Below are 18,281 nucleotides of genomic sequence, written 5' to 3'. Positions count from 1 at the left end.
TTACATTTAGGTTACACTTTAGGTTACACTTTTTTCATTTATGTAACCTTTCACATTAATTGTATTTAAATGCTACTACGTTATCTTCCTCATCCGCCAATTCTCTAAGTTCCGGCGGCGCTATAGAGTCTATATTCAATTCTCTAAGCAAAACAATGTCATAAGTATCAAACCTCACCGTTTTTCTATCTAACTTTATTACTTTGCTTGATGCTGATATTAAATAGCCTGCTTTCTTTGCTTGCTTTCTAAAGTCATTTAACTTTAATGGAATAAGATCCGCTCCAACTTTATTAACGTATTCGTGTATTTGGTTTATCATCTCTGAAGTCTTAATAAAAACCCCATCCCCTCTTGCGCTTACAACCTTATCTGCATAAGCTCGGCCATCTTCAATCATTTGATTATAAAGAATTAACATTTTTTCCACTAAGGAATGAGTATCTTTAGAACCTTCCAGAACCTCTATTTTCATATTTGTAGTTATATGTTCATCAAAACCTGCTAACTGTTTTAAATTATGCTTCTCTAACAAAAGATTTAATATCCTTATTCCACAACTCTCATTTACTGCCGTGTTCAAAACCCTGTTATTCAATCCTTTCATTCCACCATTAACGCTACATCTTAGTCGCCTATAATCATCCTTGCTTAGATTTAAGACAATATCTATTAAGCTTCTACCGAATTTATTTAGTATATCTTCATTCTCTATTATCCACATCATTGCTGTTGTGTGTTTCTCTGTTCTCTCACGCCTGGACAAATAGATAATACATGACCTCTCTATTAATGCCTTTTCTTGATTTGGATAGCTTTCTTCTCCAGCTATTATTATTGGTCTACATAAATTAAAATCTGTAGTTTTTAAACTTTTGTTTCCTTTGCTAATCGTGGACCTATCGTAGAGATTTCTAAGAGTTTCTGATATATTCCCTATTTTATATCGGTCCATCATTGATGGCTTAAATTCATCGAATAATGTAGGATAATTTCCATCTGATAGGGTTTTCATAAAAGCAAAATTACTAATTAATCCAATAGATCTTATATCTTTCTTTGGATAATTAAGAATTGGAGCAACAACATTTTCAAGAATTGTAGATTTACCACTCCCTGATTCTCCAACTATTAATAGGTGGTGTAGCTTATATTTTAATTCTTGGCACTGATAAACAGCTAAGTTATTAATTATGGTACCAATAATACTTATAGATTTCTCAGGAGCTGCAAACTTGAAAATATGTTTTATAAGTTCCTGAAGCTCTTCCCTCGTTATTTGTTCATTTTTTAATACCTCTGCATTATTTCTTTTATCACTTTTAATATCAGTATTAATGCCGTTTCGGGAAATACTCCCTTCATTCTCAATGAAGAATAGTTCTCCATCTTTATCTATAAACTTTATTCCCCCGTAAATTTCCTCATTCTCTAGTGCAAAATATTTATTAACCCAGGCTTTAAAGTCTGTTAATTCATCAAGTTTGCCTTTAAAAGATAAATCTATAGTACCGAGGAAATTTTTAAAGGTCCTTAAATCGTCAAACACAGTGCTAACTCCAACCCGTTCAATTTTGTCACCAGTTGGGCTTTTTAATATTAGCCGAATACCTTCCTTTTCTTCATCAACAAATTTTATTCTAGTTGCTTCAATAATTTTAAAATCTGCTATATATCTTTTAGACTCAACAATTTCATCTGACTTTTCTTTAAATATTGTTTTGTAAATACCTTTTCTGTCCTGTTGTAGCTCATACTTATTTTTAATATCTAAACTTCTTTCAAAAGCTTTGAATAAATCTCTTTTGGTATTGCCTTCATTTATCCAATCGCTAACATCTTTGTTGTCCCCTAATTTTTTTAATCCAGGAAGCGTAATAAATTTAAATTCCCTGACATAATCTCTAAAATGGTTATAAACTTCCCACTTATATTTTTCACCTGCAATACCTGTGTCTCCAATAACGTAAACTCGCATACGTTTTTCTTTTAAAATATCAATGTTTTTACAACCTTTGATACTTGTCGCTACATAAGTATCATTTTTAAACCACGAATTGAGCATATTCGCATCTTTTTCACCCTCGACTACTATTAGTACCTTGTCCACTCCAATTCCTTCTATAGCGTTATATAGATTATATGGAACTTCATTTGCACCACGCTTATTGATTACTTTTCCATCTTCTAAATGGTAGTAAGATAATTGCTTCTTACCTTCTCCAATATCAAACTTGGCTTTATAATAAAGAACTTCTCCTTTTTCGTTAGTGAATTGGAATAACCCTAGTAATTTTTGCCCTCTTCGGAATTCTCCGAGCTCCCAATCTATTCTATTTAAAATTATATCTTTGTCTTTCTCCTTCTCTGTTTTTTCAAGTGGAAACCCTAAATATTCTCTAGCTTCTTTATATCCTAATCCTTTATACTCTCTCAGAAAATCTAATGCATCTCCATTCTTTCCTGTTGAAAAATCTTTAAATTTATATTTATTACTGTTGCTGTCAAAATAGATTGAGAAAGAAGGAGTTTTTTCTCTTGAAAATGGAGATAACATCTTGTTTTCTTTGTTGAATTTTTGTCCAGTTAGTTCTTCAATGATTGATTTAAGGTCTGTATTGTTTATGTCCATTTTTGTCCTTCCTTTCATCTAAGATATTTAAAGAAAAAACATAACCTTTATGTGAATTGACTTTTCCAATTATGCATCTGTGTATTGCTCCTCTATCAAATCCATTTCTCGCTGCTTCTCTTATAGCTGGATATGTCTTTATCAATTTCCCATTTAAAGAATATTGGTATAAAGTTTTACCATTTTTATTTCTTCTTTTATCTGCAATCATTTTATAGTCAGTATTCTTTTTTGTTCTTTCTGTTCCCGTGCCATAATTAACGTTATACTTTGCTGTGCACCATTCTAAATTATTCACACCATTATTAGTTTTTATTTCATCTTTATGATTAACTTGTTCAAGATTTAATGGATTTGGAATAAAAGCCAGTGCGACTAATCTATGAACTTTAAGTGTTTTGACTATTGAATTTTTGCTGATTTTTACATATTCATAACCTCTGTTTAAAGTTTTTCTTAAAATTTTACCTTTGTAATTAAAAACTCTTCCATCTGAATAAATGATTCTTCTATCTAGGCTTCTTATGTTTCCCAAATTGCTAACCTGATAAAATCCCTTATACCCTTCTATGTCTTTCCATGTTTCAGTAGAAGGGCACTTAATGTACCCTTGTATCTCCAAGTTTTCCACCTCCTAAGATGGCTGCTCTATATATCCTTCGTTTTTTAGTTTTTCATAAATGTGATAGTAAGCCATTTTGTATATTCTAAATCCCATTGAAACCTTGTCCACAAACTGAATATTTAAGTTATATCTAGCAGTGAACGTTTCTATTGATCCTATAAAAGCTTCTTTACTATATTGGCTCCTATAATCTCCTCTTGCAGCTTTATTGTATCCGTCCACATCTTCAACCATCATTACTACTTTTGCACCATAGTGGCTAAATTTTAAAAACTCTTTTTCAAATCTATCTCTATCTTTGATACTTTGAACCAATTCATCTACACTATTTTTTCTTTCAATTGCAATGTTATCTGTAAAATACCAGTCTTTTTTTACTCCTATAGGAACTGTTTCTTCATTGCTTTCTATACAAACTGAATAATCTCCATATTCAAGCTTTTCAACTTTGTATTTTATCTTTTTCTTATCAAAATATAAGAGAATATGTTGGTTAACCTGTTCTCTGGTATCACATATAATTACCATATTCTTAAGTAAGATTTTCAACTCTTTATCTTTGAATTTATACTTCATCTTCTCCTCCTAACATTTCATCTTAAAAATTTTTGCTTCTATAAAACCTTTGTTTTCCCAACCTCTATCTTTTAACTTTCCTAAATGTCTATGATTATCTTTGGCTATATTTCTTTCTTTACTAAGCTTGTCCAAAGCAGTTATTGCTATTTGCATTGAATCTTGCAATTCCTCAGCAAGATTTTTATGATCTCCATTTATAATAGCTTCAGCAACTTCTATTGCTTCTTCTAATACTTTGCAACCTATCTGCTCCCAAGATGCGTTATTGTTATCAATACCTAACTTTTCATTCTTATCAAGAATAGGCATTATAAATTTCATTTTTTATACCTCTTTTCTTCTTCTCTGCTACACTTTGAACTAGCTCTACATAATGATCACAAGAAAAATATAAATACTAAATATAAAGCTATTGCAATTTTCATCCTTTCCATCCCCTTTTTTAAGATGCTCTTCGATGTTCGTATATTAGATTTTCTCTATCCGCAACCGCATAAATTTGAGTTGTAGCAACTGAAGAGTGTCCCAACCATTCTTGGACAATATGCATTGGTACTCCACTATTCAACATATGAGTTGCAAATGAATGTCGAAATACATGTGGGGATACCGGCTTGCTAATACCAGCTCTCCTAGCTATTTTTTCAATATCCCTTTCAATACTACGTCCGCCAAGTCTGTTATGATTTCCCTTAGTAGCTACAAATAATGCATCATTATTATCTTTTCTAGAATCTAAATATTTTTGAATATAAAGTTCGGCTTTGGCATCAAAGCTTATTTCCCTTTCTTTATCTCCCTTTCCGACTACGAACAAAGTTCTTTCATTCCAATTAATATCAGAAACATTTGTTTTAACTAATTCCGATAATCGACATCCAGTGCTATACATAAATTCTACTAAAGCTCTATCTCTTTCAGTGATACAAGCAAATCTGATTTGTTCTATTTCTTTCTTACTAAGGGCTTGTCTTACTCTCTTGGGTTGTTTAACTTTCTTTAATTTTTTAGCAGGGTTATTTGGTATATATCCTTCATCTGCTAACCATCCAAAAAAAGTTTTCAACATTGTTATTTGTCCATTAGTACTACTTTTCTTTAAGCTTCCACATCTTTGAGCTAAAAATCTCCTTAAATCTATAGTTGTTATAGCTGCAACTGGTTTTATAATAAATTGAGCTAATATAAGCAAATCATATTGGTAACCTTTTAGTGTTTCTAAACTTAAGCCATCCAACTTTTTCGTAGCTAAGAAAATTTGCATTTTCTCTTCAACGTCACTTGCTACCAAACTTTTTTCTTGTGGTAAAATATCATAATCATAAAGCACTTCATCAACTATTATTCTCGCTTTCAACTGATCTATATTTGGGAACTCTAATGTTAATTTCCCTATTAATTTAATTACAACTTCATCTCTACAATTTGTAATATACATAATCTTCCTCCTATTGTTTGGTTGAAAGCACTATGTTATAATACAAGTGCTTTATGATATTAGAGAGTTGCCAAGTTATCCAGGCTAAACAACTCTCTTTTTTAGTGTATTATTCTTTAAACCATTTTTTACAAGCCTTTAAGCTTTCAAACTCTTCTACCCAAGCATCCCTGGACCTATTATCAATACCTACATAGATATTTTTACCCTCACTTTTTTCTATTGTATAAAATAACCCTAATGGTTCTCTTCCTAAAATTATTTTATTAGCTTCATCTTTACTTATTTTTTTAACTTTCATTATTCACCTCTTAAATAAAACTTAATTGGTTACACTCTTTGTTCTTTATCTTCTTAACCACAGCTTTCTTTTTGCATTTAGCTTTCTTAATCCACTTTTCTATTTCAATAATCACATCATTTTGTGTATTAAAAATCTGTTTTGATAATGGAATACTTCTACTATGAGTAGGAAGTGAAATATACATACTGTACTTCTGGACATTATCTGAATAATCAATATCAAATCTTATTTCATTATGTTTTGCACCTTTCATATTCGTTTTAATAACAACATCTAGATTAGCCGCTACCTTTTCTTTCTGTTCTTTTCTTGTATTTATATCTTCTTTTAGATTCTTTAATGTTTTATAGAAATAAGAACCGTAAAGCCTTAGCCCTTGATTAGATTCTGAATATTGTTCTTCAAAATCATAAGTTGATTTACATTCATATTGCTTTAATAAGTAGTGAACATCTTTAAATTTCTCATAATACATATATTCTCACCTCATTTCCTACAAAATAATTTAAAATGGTGGTTCTCCAGTACATATATGTTCGTTAACCTCTATACCATCATTTTCAAATAAATTAACAGATTCACCTAAAGGACTATTTATCAATTTAATTTCTTTTAAACATATTCCTAAGCTTAAATCTAACATTTCTAAATCATCTTTATTTAATGCAACTGGATATATCTGTCCATCCTTGCAATACATTATTATTACCCCATCTGTTTTACCATCAGACATATTGTTCATTTTATTTACTCCTTTCGTCGAGAAATATTTTGAATTGCGACACTAAATCAATATTACTGGTTCATTATCTTTTTTAGGGTATTGCTGTAAAACTGCACTTTCTATATTTGAACCTAAATGTCTTTTAAGATACGGTGCATAATCTATTGAATTTTTCATTGTATAAACAACCTTACTTTTATCCTTGCAAATTATTGTTAACTTTTTCATAACAATCCTCCTTAAATTTATTATAAATATTTACCATAAATCATTTTAAAAACTATATTTATTAACCCTTTAAACTCCCAGTGGAATTTGTTAATTCTTATCGTAAAACCACTCAATAAAACACATAAACAAGCGATTGTTATAATTATTTTTTCAACTTTATTTATATTAATCACCCTTTCATTACTTCGCATTTTAGGCATACCAAGCCTCCTATAGGGAATTAATATAAACAGTAATAACTTTTTCCCAAGGTAAGTTTCTAACTTGCTCTTCTGCCCATCTGCTGATTTCTTCTTCGTTAGTTGGGTGTCCTTCATCATATTTATCTACATATTTATCTATTAAATCCTCACGATCAGTAGATTCAAAATATATTCTTTCTTCATCAATCCAACACCTATCTAAATCTGCACTACTCCAATCACCTGTCCAACAACAAAAATCATCACCTTGAACAACTTCGCTACTCACCATTGGTATTATTTTTAAATTGGGATTTTCTTTTGATAATTTTATTAATTTTTGTATATTTTCTTGTTGATTTTCAATTTGTGTTTTAATCGCAAGCCCCTTATTCTCTTCTATTTTTTTATCAAGAAAATCTTCACAGTCGCTAGATTCATTAAACGCTAAACACAACATTTCCCCTTCTACAACATAACTATTTAGACAATTTCTACAATCTTTTTTATTCAAAATCAAAACCTCCTTTATCACAATCTCATATTATTTTGAATTACGACTTAATCAAAAATTATTTTGTCTGTTTCAAATTTTTGATTAAGCGCAATTTGCCAACATGATTTACATCTTTTTTTTAACTCTGCCATGTTATTTGGAATATCTGCTATGTCATCAAAACAACATTTCCCTTCATAATTTTCTAATCCAAAACTATTAGGACAATATCCCCCTAAATAGTTTTCAAAATCATTTTTTATTAAACCGTTTTCGATATCTTTACACGCTTGTAATTCTTCAATATTATGACTTAAAATTGTTTGACAATAATTTAGCATTATTTCTTTACCTGTTTTTATCATTTTTTATCCTCCTTATTTAATTCACAATATAAGCAGATTGAGACTAATTGAATCGACTATTAATATTTATATTCCTAGGCTTGTACTTCTTAAGTTCTACCCCATGTTTAATCAATATTTTTTTAACATAGTATTTGCTACATCCTGCGCTTAGAGCTGTTCTATTCAACGTCCTATATTTCTCGTAAAGTTCTAGTATTCTTTCATCTGTAACTTGTACGCTCATTTTTTAGCTCCTTTTAACCTCTAAATTTTCATAAGCCCCAGTTTTAAAATCTGTAAAATCAAAACACTCTTTATAATTTCTTAGTTGAAGTATTATAAAGTTTTCTTTTATTCCAATTACCTTTCCTGATATCTTTTTATTCCTCTTGTTTCCTTGCTGCATTGTCCTGTGAAATTTAAGTTTATCTCCTATTTTAAATTCAGGAATACTATTATAATTTGGTACTTTGAATTCAGTATGTCTTTTTATTTTCTTTACTGCTGCCTTATTTAAAACATTTTCTACTGAAGTCATAGATGTATCACAATTTATTGCTATCGTCTCAATTTTTGTACCAGCCTTATACCGCTCAATTATCTTTGCTTTTGTTTCTTTAGGAAGTGGTCCTCTCCTCTTTTGCATCTGTGACTTTGTTACTACAAGAGCATTCGTTATTGAATGCTCACTACATTTATATTTTTTAGCCATCTGTTTATAGGTCATTCCAGCTTTATAATCTTCTGCTATGCTATGATAATCTAATCTTCTTTTCATTTTTACCTCCCTAAAACTTTCATGTTTACTTATCAAAATGGAATATCTCCATCATCCATAGGTGTTAAATCTTCACTATAATCTCCTGTTTTGAAAGAATCGTTTGAATTATAACTATTGGATGAACTACTATTATTATCACTATTACCTTTACTCTTGAAATTGAGGAACTCAACTTCCTCAGCTGTTACTTCGGTAATATAAACTCTATTACCATCTTTGTTCTCATAATTTCGTGTCTCAATTCTGCCTCTTATGCCTATCAAATCACCCTTTTTACCACAAAAATTAGCGGTATTCTCAGCTTGTTTTTTCCATATAACTATCGGTAAAAAATCAGCTTCAGGTTGTCCTTCCTTTTTGAATCTTCTATTAATAGCAAGCGTTCCCTTGGCTATTGCCGTTCCGTTACCTGGTAAGAACTTCAAATCTATATCTTTAGTCCAACGTCCTGTTAAATTTACATTATTCATTAGTTTTTACCTCCTCGAATGCTTTCTGCCAACATTCTATACAACTTTCTCCATTTTCGCAGACATAAATACTTCCTTTTAGTCCTACATCCCTTGGACATAATGGCTGTGTACTTAGATATTTTTCAAACTCTTTTTCGTCCATATCCTCTATTATTTTCATGAATTTTTGCTTTACCATTAACAATACCTACCTTTCAACGCGCTTCTCTAGAATATAACTCGCTTCCATATCTGCGGTGTGCAATGCAAGAGCTCCTTTATATTGGCTAAATATTGTACTAATTGCATTAGAATTAGACCAATTCTCTCCTATAGCTCCCATATGCCACCTGATCATGTAAATTTCTTCTTTAGACAAATTTATAAATTGTAAAAGCCTTATTATTGATTTTTCACCGTGTCCTATAGGAAAATCATCCTCAAAACCATATCCAGGGAAGTGCTCCCATTTTTGAGTTTTATTATTTTTCCTGTTCATAGTACAAGGATGATATAAATTTATCTTGCAAACATCATGGAGTATTGCAGCTATTATCATTGTTTCTTCAGATAACCCTAAATTGAATTGTTTATTTTTAATAACCAGCAATTTATAAACATTTAAGCTATGTTCAGCTAATCCACCTTCAAAATTTCCATGATATTTTGTTGATGCAGGAGCAGTAAAAAAGTCCGTTTCTTCTAGATACTTATTTAACTTTTTTATTCCTGGCCTTTCTGTACTGTTTAATAAACTAAGTATTTCTTCTTTATTAGCCAATAAAACTAAATCATTCAATTTCACATTCCTCCAATTGTTTGATTTTTTCTTTTAATTCTGTGTTTTCTTTTTCTAGATTCTCAACCATTTTTTCATAGTCTGAAAGCATCTCTGCAATTTCTGATAGCCCATAGTAACCATATCTTGCTCTTATTTCTAAATCAGCCATTATATCCTCCTAATAAATTTCTAGCCCTGGCATTGCAATATAAGTTGGTACACCAGTAAGTTCCTCTATTTCATTTTTAAATTCTTCCGGATTCGCATTGTTATGAGATAAATGTATTAATGTTATAGTCTTTGTTTTAGATAAATCCCAAGTTTTAAAGGCTACCTTTAAAGTTTCTAAGCTCATATGCGATTTAAAAGTTCTTTCTTCGTGAGACTCTAAATCGTACATATATTTTTCTGAATAATTACATTCAATCAGTATATGGTCCACATTTTTGAATTTGTATTTTAGGTAATAAGTATCTGTAGCAAATAGAATTTTACCTAATTTTTTATGATGAATTAAATACCCAAGATTTTCACATTCAGTCCCATCTGTGTTAGTGTGCTGACAATTGAATGCTCTAACTTTAAAGCCTCCAATTTCAATGTTATCAATATGTTTTACAACATTAATTTTTCTAGATTGATATTTGCCTAAAACCTCTATTGGAGCATACACATTTATTGAATTGTTAATTATGTTTTTTAAAGATTTACAATGATCACTATGCTTATGTGAAATCAAACAACCTTTAACCCCTTTGATGTTATAACTTAAGCCTTTAAGAATACTTCTATAATTTATGCCACATTCAAGCAGGAGTTTTTCTTCCCCTGCTTGGACTATATAGCAATTACCACTGCTGCCTGATGCTAATACCTTAATCATTAATAAGGAGCATCTCCTTCTTCTTCGTCTTCTTTAATAATTTCAGCTTCTACAGTTGGAACATCATCTTGTTTTGTTTGAGCTGGTTCTTTATTAATAGGTTCTTCTATATCAATTACCTCTTTATTAGCTTCTACTTTAATTTCTTCATTAATTTCCTCTTGAATAACAACCCTTTTAGGTGTTTCTTGACCAACTTCCTCTTGTGAATAAAGTGCTCCTATATCGCCCGGAAACGCTTCTCTTAAAGCTTGTACTAAAGCTACCTTTCTTATCATAGTGGCCGGCATACTCTTCCAAGTACTCTGATTTTTGCTATACTCTGACAAACTTACTTTTGCCACTATTGGATATTCTTTATCTTTAACAAATACTTCTGACCAGCCACCCACAAGAGTATCTGTAGGCAATTTAAAACATCCTTCAAGTTCAACAACTTCTTTATCCCTTACAACGATTATTCCAGCTCTGTGCCCTTTGTATCTTGGGTTTTCCTCTGCCTTTCTCATAAATGCTTCTTTACCTGTTACAATTTGAGCATCTTCTCCAAATTTAACAAGATAAGCTTCGTTTAAAAAAGGGTTTAATTTTCTGTATTTGCATAAATTCATAAATACTACAATTTCTCTGTTATTTATTTGCTTGTTCCCTCTTGCTAAATAACTTTTTACTATATTTCCTGTTAATTTGACCTCTTCCTCACCAACGTTGTACACCATTTCTTTTTCTAATAAAGTTATTGCACTGTTTTTCTCTGACATTTATATTTCCTCCATTTCTTGATTTATTTCATTTATCTTTTCAGTTAAAGCGGTAGCTATAGCTTTTTTAATTAAATTCATATGCTTTTCTGGTAATTGCACATATACACCATGTATTGGTATACCTTGCATTCTATCAATTGATTTATATTTTAAAATACCTTCTATCTTCTCTTTTTCTGCCTCCAAATCTTCGTAATGACCAATTTTTACACTTAAATATTCGTATGTGTTTTGGTCCATTAAATCGCCTCCACTTTTACTTTTAAATCTTTATCTTTGCTAACAACTAAATTTATTACCTGACTATTAACATCTATTATTTGGTTAACTGCTTCTCTATTATCTATAAAAATTGGAGCTTGTACTTCATAATGGCTGCATAAAGTATTAATTATATCTAGTCCTGCGTTCATTTTAGCCGCGGTATTAAGATTAGATGTAAATGGTACTCCATTAACACAAGGCTCACAGCATTCCTCTAAACCTCCATTAATTTGGTTCCTGAACATTTTAAATTTAACAATTTTGAACTTTGAATTAACCTTTTCTTCCAATAATTCAACCTTTGTTCTAATAAAGTCTTCTGAAAGAATTTCTAAACCTTCTAACTCTGCTATTTTTTGACTAAGATTTGCTTCTTCTTCCGATAGTTCTTTGATTCTTGCTTTTGAACTTGTATTAATTTCTTGATAAGCTAGTTGTTTATCAAATTCCCTGGCTATTTCTTGCAGCTCTCTTTTCTTGTCTTTCAATTCTGATAAATCATCAGTTTTAAATTTATTGATTTTTCTTTCTAATTTCTCAATCTCTTTCTTAGCCTTTAAAATTTCTGGAGTATCATTAATATCGTTTGGTTTAAAACCAACAAGTTCACTTTTTAATTGGTTAACGCATACCATTGTTTCCTCAATCTGTTTCTTTTTATCAGTAATTGCTTTTTCTTTTCTTTCAACAGTTTCGTTACCTTTAGCAATTCTTTCTTTTATTTCTTTGCCCTGAGTAGCATTATTTTTTAAACTATGGGCTTTTTTAAAATTAAATTTTTTTTCTGCTTCTTCTCTTTCTTTTTCAATATTTTCAGTATCATACTTTCTACCACAGGTTGGGCAAACACAATTTTCTTCATCAAATTCAAAACTAGATGATTTTATTTTTTTATAGTTTTCTCTTAAGTCTGTAATTTGTACATTCAACTTATTTAAAGCATCTTTATATTGAATAACTTCTCTTTCCAATATTCCTAAATCATTCTCATACATCCTATTTTCAGATTCGGCGGTTCTTAATCTCATTTCAATTTCTCGTTTTGGCTTTTCTAAATCTGATTGAAGAGCATATTCCATATTGGATAATTGGTGTTTCTTTTGTATAAGATTTTCTTTAAACTTGTATAATTCTTCATTAATTTTGCTCTTATCTTGCAACTGTTCATCCAGTTTTTCTATTTTATCCAGTACATATTTTTTCTCAGTTTCTAAACTTTTGAAATCAAGCTCCTGGATAGAATTGTTTACTTCATCTATTCTTGAAGGAATTTGAGCTCTATCTTTTTTAAGTTGGCTTATTTTAGATTTATTGGCTTTAATGAAATCATCAACTGTCTTGTCCTCCAAGTACTTTAATAAAGGTTTTAAATCTTTTTTACTTTCTATAACATCCTTATAGTCCATATCTCCTACAATCTCTGTTATAATTTCACGTCTGTCTTTCCAAGCTAGATTTGCAAAGTATATAGGATTAGTTATTAACTTAAACAACTTTTCATCTAATAAATCAGAAATATATTTCTTATACTCAGTAACTTTTTGAGGGACTTCATTGACGTAATATTTGCTCTCATATCCCTTAAATTCAGTTCTAGATGTTCCTCTTACTTTGCTATATTTCTCTTTGTAAACTCTCTTTAAAACAACATTTCTACTATCTACATTTAATGTAGCCTCAATAACAGTTTCTAAATTATGAATAGGCTCATTGTTTACGTTTAATGGCTGCACATCAAATTTAGTGCTATCTTTACTATCCTTGTCAAAGAGAAGAAAACTAAAAGCATCTTGAATAGTAGTTTTACCTGTTCCATTTTCTCCATAGATATTAGTAACTTTTCCAAAAATTATAGCCGAATTTTTTATTCCTTTAAAATTCTTAATTGACAAAGATTTCAAAATTATCTCTTTACTCATTTATTCATCCCCTTTTATAGTTACTTGAATGCTTATATCTTCTGGAATATCCTCAATAAAGTCTAATAAATCATCTAGCTCACTAACAATTTGTCTATTACATCCTTTTGAAATTGGGTGTGTTGATTGTTCTAATATTCTGCTATGTGTATTAATTAAAGCTGTAATATAACCTGTTACTGCTTCTTTCACTTTACAAAACCTCCATTTTCTTTTAGAATTTACTTAGGTATTTTAAATTTGGGCCCTCTGCAAAGGGTTCTTTTTTATGCACATCTTTTAATAACATTTACACTCCTTTCTGCGATAGCTAGCATTTCACTAGAGCTTGTCCTTTTGTTAAACTTGATTCTGTTAAACTTAATATCATCTGTTACCATCTCGCATACTGTAGCAAATTCATTGTCGTTTAGTTCACCAGTAACATTCTCTATCAATTTTCTAAGCATTTAATCATCTCCTTTCTTGTCCTTTTCAGTTATCAAAATTCCTAATTGCTTGGATAATATCAAAGTCTTTTTATGTTTAAGACCATTTTTAGCGATAGATCTGTCTAATTGATTTCTTTTTCTACAGATTAATAAATCAATAATCACTCTTCATCCTCCTTTACAAGTTGGATGTTGATACCATCAGTAACTACAATTGCTATTCCTTTTTCTTTTAGAACTTCTTCAGCAATTTCTATAGTAAAATAAGCTGCATAATCATATTTCTTACCTAACATATTTCCACCTCTCCTTCTTAAATTTCAAAACACAAGAACATAAACATGAAAATACCTTCTATCACTATGAAGATAATTATTAATTTCCAATCATCACAAAGCAATTCATCATCTTCATTCTCTTCGTTATCAAAATATTCATTTTTCACACATCTTCCACCTTTACTATTTTTCTTCCAGCACTTTTACCGTTGTAATTTTTTAGCTTCTGATTTTAGAACTGCGCTCCTGCCTATACCAAGTTTCATTCCTAACTTAGTAGCTGAATCTTCAACCAATAGTGGCAATTCGTATTTATCAGGTGTTACAGCTAACCATAAATACTTCAATTCATCACCTCCTCAAACAAACGAGCCTCTTATTTTTAATACTATAAAACACATAACATTCAAAAGTCTGTCTTTCCAATAAAAAATCTTTCGGATCTAAACCTTGCTTGGATAAAAATATTTTCTGATATTTAGTTAATCTCTTAAGATGCTTCAATATCTAACCTCCCCTTTGAATTTTTTAAAGGTTTTTACATTATTTTGTAGAATTATCATCTATAGAAAGGAGATGATATTATGTCTGAAAATTTAATTTGCCCTTTGAAATTTGGTTCTCAATATAACAAATGCACTTCCAATTGTGCTTGGAACGCCGGTTCAGAAGTTAAACCTTTATGTGCTATTTTAAAGATTTCTTTTTGCTTAACATCAATTGTTGAAACTAACAATGAGTTAACAGTTAATTCTGAACAAGATGACAATTAAATTTAACAACTATTTTAACCATTACTATTCTCAGTAGGAATGGTTGCTTTTTTTAGTCTAGTAATAGAATTTACAAGACTCTCAACTCTTGCAGAAGTATTCGCAATAAGTGATAAAGTTCTATCTGTATAATGTTCTCTTTCTTTTCCATCAGAAACACTATTAAGAACCTGCTTTTGAACCTCCTCTATTTGTTTAATTTGATTTTCTAAAACTACTTTGTAATCCATTTACATTACCTCCTCTAAATAATTATTAAACGGCATCTTATGCTACTTTATGTTTAATAGCCATTTCTTTTACAATCGCTACATAACCCTCAATTAACTTCTTATCATCAGCAATTACATCAAGCACTGTTAATTTAGCCCTCTTTGATTTACAGATACCTTCATCTGCCATCCTTCGTCTTTTATTTGTAAGTCTTGTTTTTACATCAACTCCTAGTCTTGTATTTAGAAGCTTATAGCTCTCTTCTCTTACATTTCTGATATGGTCAAATCCACCTAAATTCGTTGCTATAGCATTTATAATCTTAGTTGTATCACTTCTCCATGAGTTTGGATTTAAAGTAATTACGTCCCTCATAGCTTGTACCTCTGCTTTAGCTTCAAGAGCGTGATGATTAACTTCATTGAGTTGCTGCTTTAATTTCTTTTGTTCTAGTTCCATATTTATTAGAAGTTGTAACTGGGGACTTAACTCTGACATATCTCTTTTTACTTCTTTAACTCTAAAATAGTTCTTAACTAATTCCCTCTGCACTTTCCAAGCTAAATCATCAGTAAGAGATTTTATTAACATTAAGTATCCTGATTCAGTGATTAAAGTTAGTCCTCTATTAGGAATTTCAAAACCACGAATTTCGTTGTTTTGACTTTTGCTTAAAAGATAATAATCTACACCTTCGATAAAATGATTTCTGTTCTCTAAAAAATTTCTTGATGCTGTTCCCTCTGTTCTTTGGTGTAAGCTGTCAATATCTTTAAAAGTTACTACCCTTTGTTCTTTAAATTCTTTTATCTGTAAATCTTGATTATTGATTTTTATTAAGTTATTCATACATATCTCTCCTTTTGTTTCGATTAAGAAACTTTCTGTGTAATAAAAAATGAATCTGAACTAATTCCATATGTTAAACATATTTTTCTAACATCTTGCATTGAGAAATCTCCTCCAGTTCCGTTCAAATTTTGATTAACTGTAGTAATACTCTTGTCTAGTAGTTTTGCTAATTGCTCTTGTCTTATGTTTTGTTCTTGCATATACGCTTTAAATTTAGTATATGGTATATGTCTTCTTTTTACATATTTCGCCATTGTACCTGCCATAGGGACCTCCTTATTCTTTTTTGTTTCTTATTCGAAACTTATCGACAAATTTATTGTAATTCTATTATGTTTCTTTGTCAATAACTTTTTTTAATTTTTTTTAAATAAATATTGAATAATCGAAACATAATAGGTTATAATGTTTATATGAACTTAAAGATGGAGGTTTAGAACATTGAAAACATTTGGTGCTAAATTAAAAGAGTTAAGAATTGATAAGGGACTAACTCAAGATGAATTGGTTAATACGATAAAGTCTAAATACGAAAGAACTATTAGTAAATCTATGATTTCTAAGTGGGAAAACGGAAGAGAAGAACCGCAAAAATTTTCTGATGTTTCTATGTTAGCCGATTTATTTAACATTAAATGTGACTATCTTATTGGCGTTACTGAAGATAAATATGGAGAAGAACTTGAATATAAGAAAATTCCCGTTATAGGAACTATAGCTGCCGGTATTCCTATATTAGCTCAACAAGATATTATAAGTTATGAATATATACCAATAAAAGAAAAAATTGATTTTTGCTTTTTAGTAAAGGGCGATAGCATGATAAATGCTAGAATATTTGATGGTGATATAGTATATATCCATCAGCAACCAGAAGTAGAAAACGGAGAAATAGCAGCAGTTCAAATAGATGGAGAAGTTGCTACTCTTAAAAGAGTTTATCATATTGGTGGTAATTTGATTTTAAGACCTGAAAATCCAAGTTATAAAGATATTATTTTTAGTAAGAAAGATAAAAAAAGTGTTCAAGTTTTAGGTAAAGCTATATCTTTTAAATCTGAGGTGAAATAGTATGGCTAGTATAAAGAAAAATAAAAACGGTACTTACACTGCTGTAGTTTACATAGGGCGAGATAACAATAACAAAGTGCTTAGGAAACAAATAACTAGAAAAGGATTAAAAGAATGTAAGAAAGCGGCTAGAGAATTAGAAGAGGACATAGAAAGTAAATCCCTTAATAATCTTAGCATTATGAAGATGTCTGATTATATGGATAAATGGTTAGAAATCAATAAAGCTATGCTAGCCCCTACTACAGTCAAGGCATATAGAATATATATCAACAAACATTTCAAACCATATTTCGGCAAATTGAAAGTAAACCAAATAACAGATATGCATATAAAAGAATACCTATCAAATAAATTGTCGGAGCTATCATCAACCACAGTCAGAAAACACTACTTTACACTTTCTAAAATTCTATTTGATGCGCTAAAGGGTAATTCACCTTGTATTGGTATAAAGCCACCTAAAAATGCCGAATATAAGCCTGTGATACCTACTGAAAATGAATTTAAACAAATATATAATATGTTTAAATCTATAAGTATAGAAGATGAAGCAATAATACTTCTAGCTGGATGGTGTGGTTTAAGAAGGGGCGAAATATTTGCATTGAAGTGGGATGACCTTAATGAAGATGAAGGGACTATTAGAATTGATGAAGCTGTTGCTCTTGAGGAAAATAGCTATCAATTTGAAGTTAAAGAGCCTAAGTCACATAATGGAATTAGAACCTTAGCATCTCCAGATTATTTAATGGACCTTTTAAAAGAAATTAAATCTAGCAGGGATATAATCCAGCATGAAATATTTTCTCAAAATCCACATAGCTTTACTAAAAAATACACGCGAATACTAAGAGAAAATAAATTGCCTAAAATAAGATTTCACGATTTAAGACATTATCACGCTAGTTTGCTATATAAGAATAAAGTACCTGACCTTTATGCTGCAGAAAGACTTGGACATGACATTTGGGTATTAAAGAAAATTTATCAACATTTAGGTTTGGAAGAAAAGAAAGATTTAGACCAGCAAATCAAAAATATTTTCAAATAAAAAATGTACTAGTTATCATTCTAGTGCATTTTTGCTCTGTTTATTAAATTTAGTTCAGTTTTTGTTCAGTTTTTAATTTATTTTCAAAAAAGTAAAAAGCCAGTAATCATGATGATTACTGGCTTTGCTGTGGCAGGGGCACCAGGACTCGAACCCGGAACCAATGGTTTTGGAGACCACTACTCTACCAATTGAGCCATACCCCTA

35 protein-coding genes and 1 tRNA gene are annotated in these 18,281 nt (G+C 30.2%); 3 read left to right on the top strand and 33 right to left on the bottom strand.

Annotation, left to right across the window (positions count from 1 at the left end; translation table 11 throughout):
• Nucleotides 1-55: 55 nt before the first annotated feature.
• From ACVHXK_RS13385 to ACVHXK_RS13245, 29 genes are all read right to left on the bottom strand, one after another.
• On the bottom strand, nt 56-2,632 hold the full coding sequence (locus ACVHXK_RS13385; protein WP_461206909.1) for a CHC2 zinc finger domain-containing protein: 2,577 nt from the start codon (nt 2,630-2,632) through the stop codon (nt 56-58).
• Nucleotides 2,607-3,254 carry an NUMOD4 domain-containing protein gene (locus ACVHXK_RS13380; RefSeq protein ID WP_461206908.1) on the bottom strand — a complete coding sequence of 216 codons (648 nt, stop codon included), beginning with the start codon at nt 3,252-3,254 and terminating at the stop codon, nt 2,607-2,609. Before ACVHXK_RS13380 ends, ACVHXK_RS13385 begins: the two co-directional genes overlap by 26 nt.
• 12 nt (nt 3,255-3,266) lie before the next feature.
• Complete coding sequence (locus ACVHXK_RS13375) at nt 3,267-3,833, bottom strand: ERCC4 domain-containing protein (RefSeq protein ID WP_461206907.1); 567 nt, start codon at nt 3,831-3,833, stop codon at nt 3,267-3,269.
• 9 nt (nt 3,834-3,842) lie between these two features.
• The gene (locus ACVHXK_RS13370) at nt 3,843-4,157 is read right to left on the bottom strand and encodes a MazG nucleotide pyrophosphohydrolase domain-containing protein (RefSeq protein ID WP_461206906.1); all 315 of its coding nucleotides are present in this window, start codon (nt 4,155-4,157) and stop codon (nt 3,843-3,845) included.
• A 121-nt stretch (nt 4,158-4,278) separates the two neighbouring features.
• Nucleotides 4,279-5,274 (bottom strand): site-specific tyrosine recombinase/integron integrase, encoded by a 996-nt coding sequence (xerA, locus tag ACVHXK_RS13365; RefSeq protein ID WP_461206905.1) that lies wholly within the window; start codon nt 5,272-5,274, stop codon nt 4,279-4,281.
• Between the two features lie 109 nt (nt 5,275-5,383).
• Complete coding sequence (locus ACVHXK_RS13360) at nt 5,384-5,575, bottom strand: hypothetical protein (RefSeq protein WP_461206904.1); 192 nt, start codon at nt 5,573-5,575, stop codon at nt 5,384-5,386.
• A gap of 10 nt (nt 5,576-5,585) precedes the next feature.
• Nucleotides 5,586-6,053, bottom strand: a complete 468-nt coding sequence (locus ACVHXK_RS13355; protein ID WP_461206903.1) for a hypothetical protein — start codon at nt 6,051-6,053, stop codon at nt 5,586-5,588.
• 30 nt (nt 6,054-6,083) lie between these two features.
• Nucleotides 6,084-6,320 carry a hypothetical protein gene (locus tag ACVHXK_RS13350; RefSeq protein ID WP_461206902.1) on the bottom strand — a complete coding sequence of 79 codons (237 nt, stop codon included), beginning with the start codon at nt 6,318-6,320 and terminating at the stop codon, nt 6,084-6,086.
• A gap of 42 nt (nt 6,321-6,362) precedes the next feature.
• A complete protein-coding gene (locus ACVHXK_RS13345; RefSeq protein WP_461206901.1) occupies nt 6,363-6,530 on the bottom strand; it encodes a hypothetical protein in 168 nt (55 codons plus the stop codon).
• 20 nt (nt 6,531-6,550) lie between these two features.
• The gene (locus ACVHXK_RS13340) at nt 6,551-6,733 is read right to left on the bottom strand and encodes a hypothetical protein (RefSeq protein WP_461206900.1); all 183 of its coding nucleotides are present in this window, start codon (nt 6,731-6,733) and stop codon (nt 6,551-6,553) included.
• 10 nt (nt 6,734-6,743) lie between these two features.
• Nucleotides 6,744-7,229, bottom strand: a complete 486-nt coding sequence (locus tag ACVHXK_RS13335; RefSeq protein ID WP_461206899.1) for a hypothetical protein — start codon at nt 7,227-7,229, stop codon at nt 6,744-6,746.
• Nucleotides 7,230-7,276: 47 nt separating this feature from the next.
• A complete protein-coding gene (locus tag ACVHXK_RS13330; RefSeq protein WP_461206898.1) occupies nt 7,277-7,576 on the bottom strand; it encodes a hypothetical protein in 300 nt (99 codons plus the stop codon).
• 43 nt (nt 7,577-7,619) lie between these two features.
• A complete protein-coding gene (locus tag ACVHXK_RS13325) occupies nt 7,620-7,802 on the bottom strand; it encodes a hypothetical protein (protein WP_461206897.1) in 183 nt (60 codons plus the stop codon).
• Nucleotides 7,803-7,805: 3 nt separating this feature from the next.
• Complete coding sequence (locus tag ACVHXK_RS13320) at nt 7,806-8,336, bottom strand: hypothetical protein (RefSeq protein WP_461206896.1); 531 nt, start codon at nt 8,334-8,336, stop codon at nt 7,806-7,808.
• A 32-nt stretch (nt 8,337-8,368) separates the two neighbouring features.
• Nucleotides 8,369-8,809, bottom strand: a complete 441-nt coding sequence (ssb, locus tag ACVHXK_RS13315; protein WP_461206895.1) for a single-stranded DNA-binding protein — start codon at nt 8,807-8,809, stop codon at nt 8,369-8,371.
• On the bottom strand, nt 8,802-8,990 hold the full coding sequence (locus ACVHXK_RS13310) for a hypothetical protein (protein WP_461206894.1): 189 nt from the start codon (nt 8,988-8,990) through the stop codon (nt 8,802-8,804). The genes ssb and ACVHXK_RS13310 overlap by 8 nt, the downstream gene beginning before the upstream one ends.
• Before the next feature lie 9 nt (nt 8,991-8,999).
• Nucleotides 9,000-9,590 (bottom strand): HD domain-containing protein, encoded by a 591-nt coding sequence (locus ACVHXK_RS13305; protein WP_461206893.1) that lies wholly within the window; start codon nt 9,588-9,590, stop codon nt 9,000-9,002.
• Nucleotides 9,583-9,741 (bottom strand): hypothetical protein, encoded by a 159-nt coding sequence (locus ACVHXK_RS13300; protein WP_461206892.1) that lies wholly within the window; start codon nt 9,739-9,741, stop codon nt 9,583-9,585. Before ACVHXK_RS13300 ends, ACVHXK_RS13305 begins: the two co-directional genes overlap by 8 nt.
• A gap of 9 nt (nt 9,742-9,750) precedes the next feature.
• Nucleotides 9,751-10,455: an MBL fold metallo-hydrolase gene (locus tag ACVHXK_RS13295; protein ID WP_461206891.1), complete on the bottom strand. Its 705-nt coding sequence runs from the start codon at nt 10,453-10,455 to the stop codon at nt 9,751-9,753.
• Nucleotides 10,455-11,216, bottom strand: a complete 762-nt coding sequence (gene bet / locus ACVHXK_RS13290; protein WP_461206890.1) for a phage recombination protein Bet — start codon at nt 11,214-11,216, stop codon at nt 10,455-10,457. Before bet ends, ACVHXK_RS13295 begins: the two co-directional genes overlap by 1 nt.
• On the bottom strand, nt 11,217-11,459 hold the full coding sequence (locus ACVHXK_RS13285; protein ID WP_461206889.1) for a hypothetical protein: 243 nt from the start codon (nt 11,457-11,459) through the stop codon (nt 11,217-11,219).
• Nucleotides 11,459-13,402, bottom strand: coding sequence for an AAA family ATPase (locus ACVHXK_RS13280; protein WP_461206888.1), 1,944 nt, complete (start codon nt 13,400-13,402; stop codon nt 11,459-11,461). The genes ACVHXK_RS13285 and ACVHXK_RS13280 overlap by 1 nt, the downstream gene beginning before the upstream one ends.
• The gene (locus ACVHXK_RS13275) at nt 13,403-13,594 is read right to left on the bottom strand and encodes a hypothetical protein (RefSeq protein ID WP_461206887.1); all 192 of its coding nucleotides are present in this window, start codon (nt 13,592-13,594) and stop codon (nt 13,403-13,405) included.
• Nucleotides 13,595-13,668: 74 nt separating this feature from the next.
• Complete coding sequence (locus ACVHXK_RS13270) at nt 13,669-13,851, bottom strand: hypothetical protein (RefSeq protein WP_461206886.1); 183 nt, start codon at nt 13,849-13,851, stop codon at nt 13,669-13,671.
• Nucleotides 13,852-13,998, bottom strand: coding sequence for a Spo0E family sporulation regulatory protein-aspartic acid phosphatase (locus ACVHXK_RS13265; protein ID WP_461206885.1), 147 nt, complete (start codon nt 13,996-13,998; stop codon nt 13,852-13,854).
• Complete coding sequence (locus ACVHXK_RS13260) at nt 13,995-14,129, bottom strand: hypothetical protein (RefSeq protein WP_461206884.1); 135 nt, start codon at nt 14,127-14,129, stop codon at nt 13,995-13,997. The genes ACVHXK_RS13265 and ACVHXK_RS13260 overlap by 4 nt, the downstream gene beginning before the upstream one ends.
• Before the next feature lie 17 nt (nt 14,130-14,146).
• Nucleotides 14,147-14,278 carry a hypothetical protein gene (locus ACVHXK_RS13255; protein ID WP_461206883.1) on the bottom strand — a complete coding sequence of 44 codons (132 nt, stop codon included), beginning with the start codon at nt 14,276-14,278 and terminating at the stop codon, nt 14,147-14,149.
• A gap of 36 nt (nt 14,279-14,314) precedes the next feature.
• Nucleotides 14,315-14,458, bottom strand: coding sequence for a hypothetical protein (locus tag ACVHXK_RS13250; RefSeq protein ID WP_461206882.1), 144 nt, complete (start codon nt 14,456-14,458; stop codon nt 14,315-14,317).
• 4 nt (nt 14,459-14,462) lie between these two features.
• Nucleotides 14,463-14,615 carry a DUF6906 family protein gene (locus tag ACVHXK_RS13245; protein ID WP_461206881.1) on the bottom strand — a complete coding sequence of 51 codons (153 nt, stop codon included), beginning with the start codon at nt 14,613-14,615 and terminating at the stop codon, nt 14,463-14,465.
• Between the two features lie 80 nt (nt 14,616-14,695).
• On the opposite strand from ACVHXK_RS13245, the gene ACVHXK_RS13240 reads away from it, so the two are divergent.
• A complete protein-coding gene (locus ACVHXK_RS13240) occupies nt 14,696-14,884 on the top strand; it encodes a hypothetical protein (RefSeq protein ID WP_461206880.1) in 189 nt (62 codons plus the stop codon).
• A 14-nt stretch (nt 14,885-14,898) separates the two neighbouring features.
• Here the strand turns inward: ACVHXK_RS13240 and ACVHXK_RS13235 are convergent, their stop codons facing one another.
• Genes ACVHXK_RS13235 through ACVHXK_RS13225 form a run of 3 tightly spaced genes read right to left on the bottom strand, consistent with a single transcriptional unit; the run spans nt 14,899 to nt 16,215 of the window.
• A complete protein-coding gene (locus tag ACVHXK_RS13235; RefSeq protein ID WP_461206879.1) occupies nt 14,899-15,114 on the bottom strand; it encodes a hypothetical protein in 216 nt (71 codons plus the stop codon).
• A 37-nt stretch (nt 15,115-15,151) separates the two neighbouring features.
• The gene (locus tag ACVHXK_RS13230) at nt 15,152-15,946 is read right to left on the bottom strand and encodes an ORF6N domain-containing protein (RefSeq protein WP_461206878.1); all 795 of its coding nucleotides are present in this window, start codon (nt 15,944-15,946) and stop codon (nt 15,152-15,154) included.
• Nucleotides 15,947-15,969: 23 nt separating this feature from the next.
• Nucleotides 15,970-16,215 (bottom strand): helix-turn-helix domain-containing protein, encoded by a 246-nt coding sequence (locus ACVHXK_RS13225; protein WP_461206877.1) that lies wholly within the window; start codon nt 16,213-16,215, stop codon nt 15,970-15,972.
• Nucleotides 16,216-16,390: 175 nt separating this feature from the next.
• Here ACVHXK_RS13225 and ACVHXK_RS13220 point away from each other — a divergent pair, with 175 nt between their 5' ends.
• On the top strand, nt 16,391-17,020 hold the full coding sequence (locus tag ACVHXK_RS13220; RefSeq protein ID WP_461206876.1) for a helix-turn-helix domain-containing protein: 630 nt from the start codon (nt 16,391-16,393) through the stop codon (nt 17,018-17,020).
• Nucleotide 17,021: 1 nt separating this feature from the next.
• A complete protein-coding gene (locus ACVHXK_RS13215) occupies nt 17,022-18,074 on the top strand; it encodes a site-specific integrase (RefSeq protein ID WP_461206875.1) in 1,053 nt (350 codons plus the stop codon).
• Nucleotides 18,075-18,204: 130 nt separating this feature from the next.
• Here ACVHXK_RS13215 and ACVHXK_RS13210 read toward each other — a convergent pair.
• Nucleotides 18,205-18,280, bottom strand: a tRNA-Trp gene (locus ACVHXK_RS13210).
• Nucleotide 18,281 lies beyond the last annotated feature (1 nt).

The sequence above is a fragment of the Clostridium sp. DL1XJH146 genome (assembly GCF_054819755.1).
The sequence above is the reverse complement of the archived record's forward strand: the minus strand, read 5'-3'. Positions and strand labels throughout refer to the sequence as shown.

Bases quoted from the DNA above. Each gene is read 5' to 3' on its own strand.
- ACVHXK_RS13345 (WP_461206901.1), bottom strand. From the start codon at position 6,530: ATGAAAAAGTTAACAATAATTTGCAAGGATAAAAGTAAGGTTGTTTAT.
- ACVHXK_RS13225 (WP_461206877.1), bottom strand. From the start codon at position 16,215: ATGGCAGGTACAATGGCGAAATATGTAAAAAGAAGACATATACCATAT.
- ssb (WP_461206895.1), bottom strand. From the start codon at position 8,809: ATGAATAATGTAAATTTAACAGGACGTTGGACTAAAGATATAGATTTG.
- ACVHXK_RS13230 (WP_461206878.1), bottom strand. From the start codon at position 15,946: ATGAATAACTTAATAAAAATCAATAATCAAGATTTACAGATAAAAGAA.
- ACVHXK_RS13370 (WP_461206906.1), bottom strand. From the start codon at position 4,157: ATGAAATTTATAATGCCTATTCTTGATAAGAATGAAAAGTTAGGTATT.
- ACVHXK_RS13215 (WP_461206875.1), top strand. From the start codon at position 17,022: ATGGCTAGTATAAAGAAAAATAAAAACGGTACTTACACTGCTGTAGTT.
- xerA (WP_461206905.1), bottom strand. From the start codon at position 5,274: ATGTATATTACAAATTGTAGAGATGAAGTTGTAATTAAATTAATAGGG.
- ACVHXK_RS13310 (WP_461206894.1), bottom strand. From the start codon at position 8,990: ATGGTAAAGCAAAAATTCATGAAAATAATAGAGGATATGGACGAAAAA.
- ACVHXK_RS13235 (WP_461206879.1), bottom strand. From the start codon at position 15,114: ATGGATTACAAAGTAGTTTTAGAAAATCAAATTAAACAAATAGAGGAG.
- bet (WP_461206890.1), bottom strand. From the start codon at position 11,216: ATGTCAGAGAAAAACAGTGCAATAACTTTATTAGAAAAAGAAATGGTG.
- ACVHXK_RS13375 (WP_461206907.1), bottom strand. From the start codon at position 3,833: ATGAAGTATAAATTCAAAGATAAAGAGTTGAAAATCTTACTTAAGAAT.
- ACVHXK_RS13360 (WP_461206904.1), bottom strand. From the start codon at position 5,575: ATGAAAGTTAAAAAAATAAGTAAAGATGAAGCTAATAAAATAATTTTA.
- ACVHXK_RS13260 (WP_461206884.1), bottom strand. From the start codon at position 14,129: ATGTTAGGTAAGAAATATGATTATGCAGCTTATTTTACTATAGAAATT.
- ACVHXK_RS13285 (WP_461206889.1), bottom strand. From the start codon at position 11,459: ATGGACCAAAACACATACGAATATTTAAGTGTAAAAATTGGTCATTAC.
- ACVHXK_RS13270 (WP_461206886.1), bottom strand. From the start codon at position 13,851: ATGCTTAGAAAATTGATAGAGAATGTTACTGGTGAACTAAACGACAAT.
- ACVHXK_RS13295 (WP_461206891.1), bottom strand. From the start codon at position 10,455: ATGATTAAGGTATTAGCATCAGGCAGCAGTGGTAATTGCTATATAGTC.
- ACVHXK_RS13325 (WP_461206897.1), bottom strand. From the start codon at position 7,802: ATGAGCGTACAAGTTACAGATGAAAGAATACTAGAACTTTACGAGAAA.
- ACVHXK_RS13330 (WP_461206898.1), bottom strand. From the start codon at position 7,576: ATGATAAAAACAGGTAAAGAAATAATGCTAAATTATTGTCAAACAATT.
- ACVHXK_RS13240 (WP_461206880.1), top strand. From the start codon at position 14,696: ATGTCTGAAAATTTAATTTGCCCTTTGAAATTTGGTTCTCAATATAAC.
- ACVHXK_RS13355 (WP_461206903.1), bottom strand. From the start codon at position 6,053: ATGTATTATGAGAAATTTAAAGATGTTCACTACTTATTAAAGCAATAT.
- ACVHXK_RS13280 (WP_461206888.1), bottom strand. From the start codon at position 13,402: ATGAGTAAAGAGATAATTTTGAAATCTTTGTCAATTAAGAATTTTAAA.
- ACVHXK_RS13385 (WP_461206909.1), bottom strand. From the start codon at position 2,632: ATGGACATAAACAATACAGACCTTAAATCAATCATTGAAGAACTAACT.
- ACVHXK_RS13340 (WP_461206900.1), bottom strand. From the start codon at position 6,733: ATGCCTAAAATGCGAAGTAATGAAAGGGTGATTAATATAAATAAAGTT.
- ACVHXK_RS13300 (WP_461206892.1), bottom strand. From the start codon at position 9,741: ATGGCTGATTTAGAAATAAGAGCAAGATATGGTTACTATGGGCTATCA.
- ACVHXK_RS13320 (WP_461206896.1), bottom strand. From the start codon at position 8,336: ATGAAAAGAAGATTAGATTATCATAGCATAGCAGAAGATTATAAAGCT.
- ACVHXK_RS13350 (WP_461206902.1), bottom strand. From the start codon at position 6,320: ATGAACAATATGTCTGATGGTAAAACAGATGGGGTAATAATAATGTAT.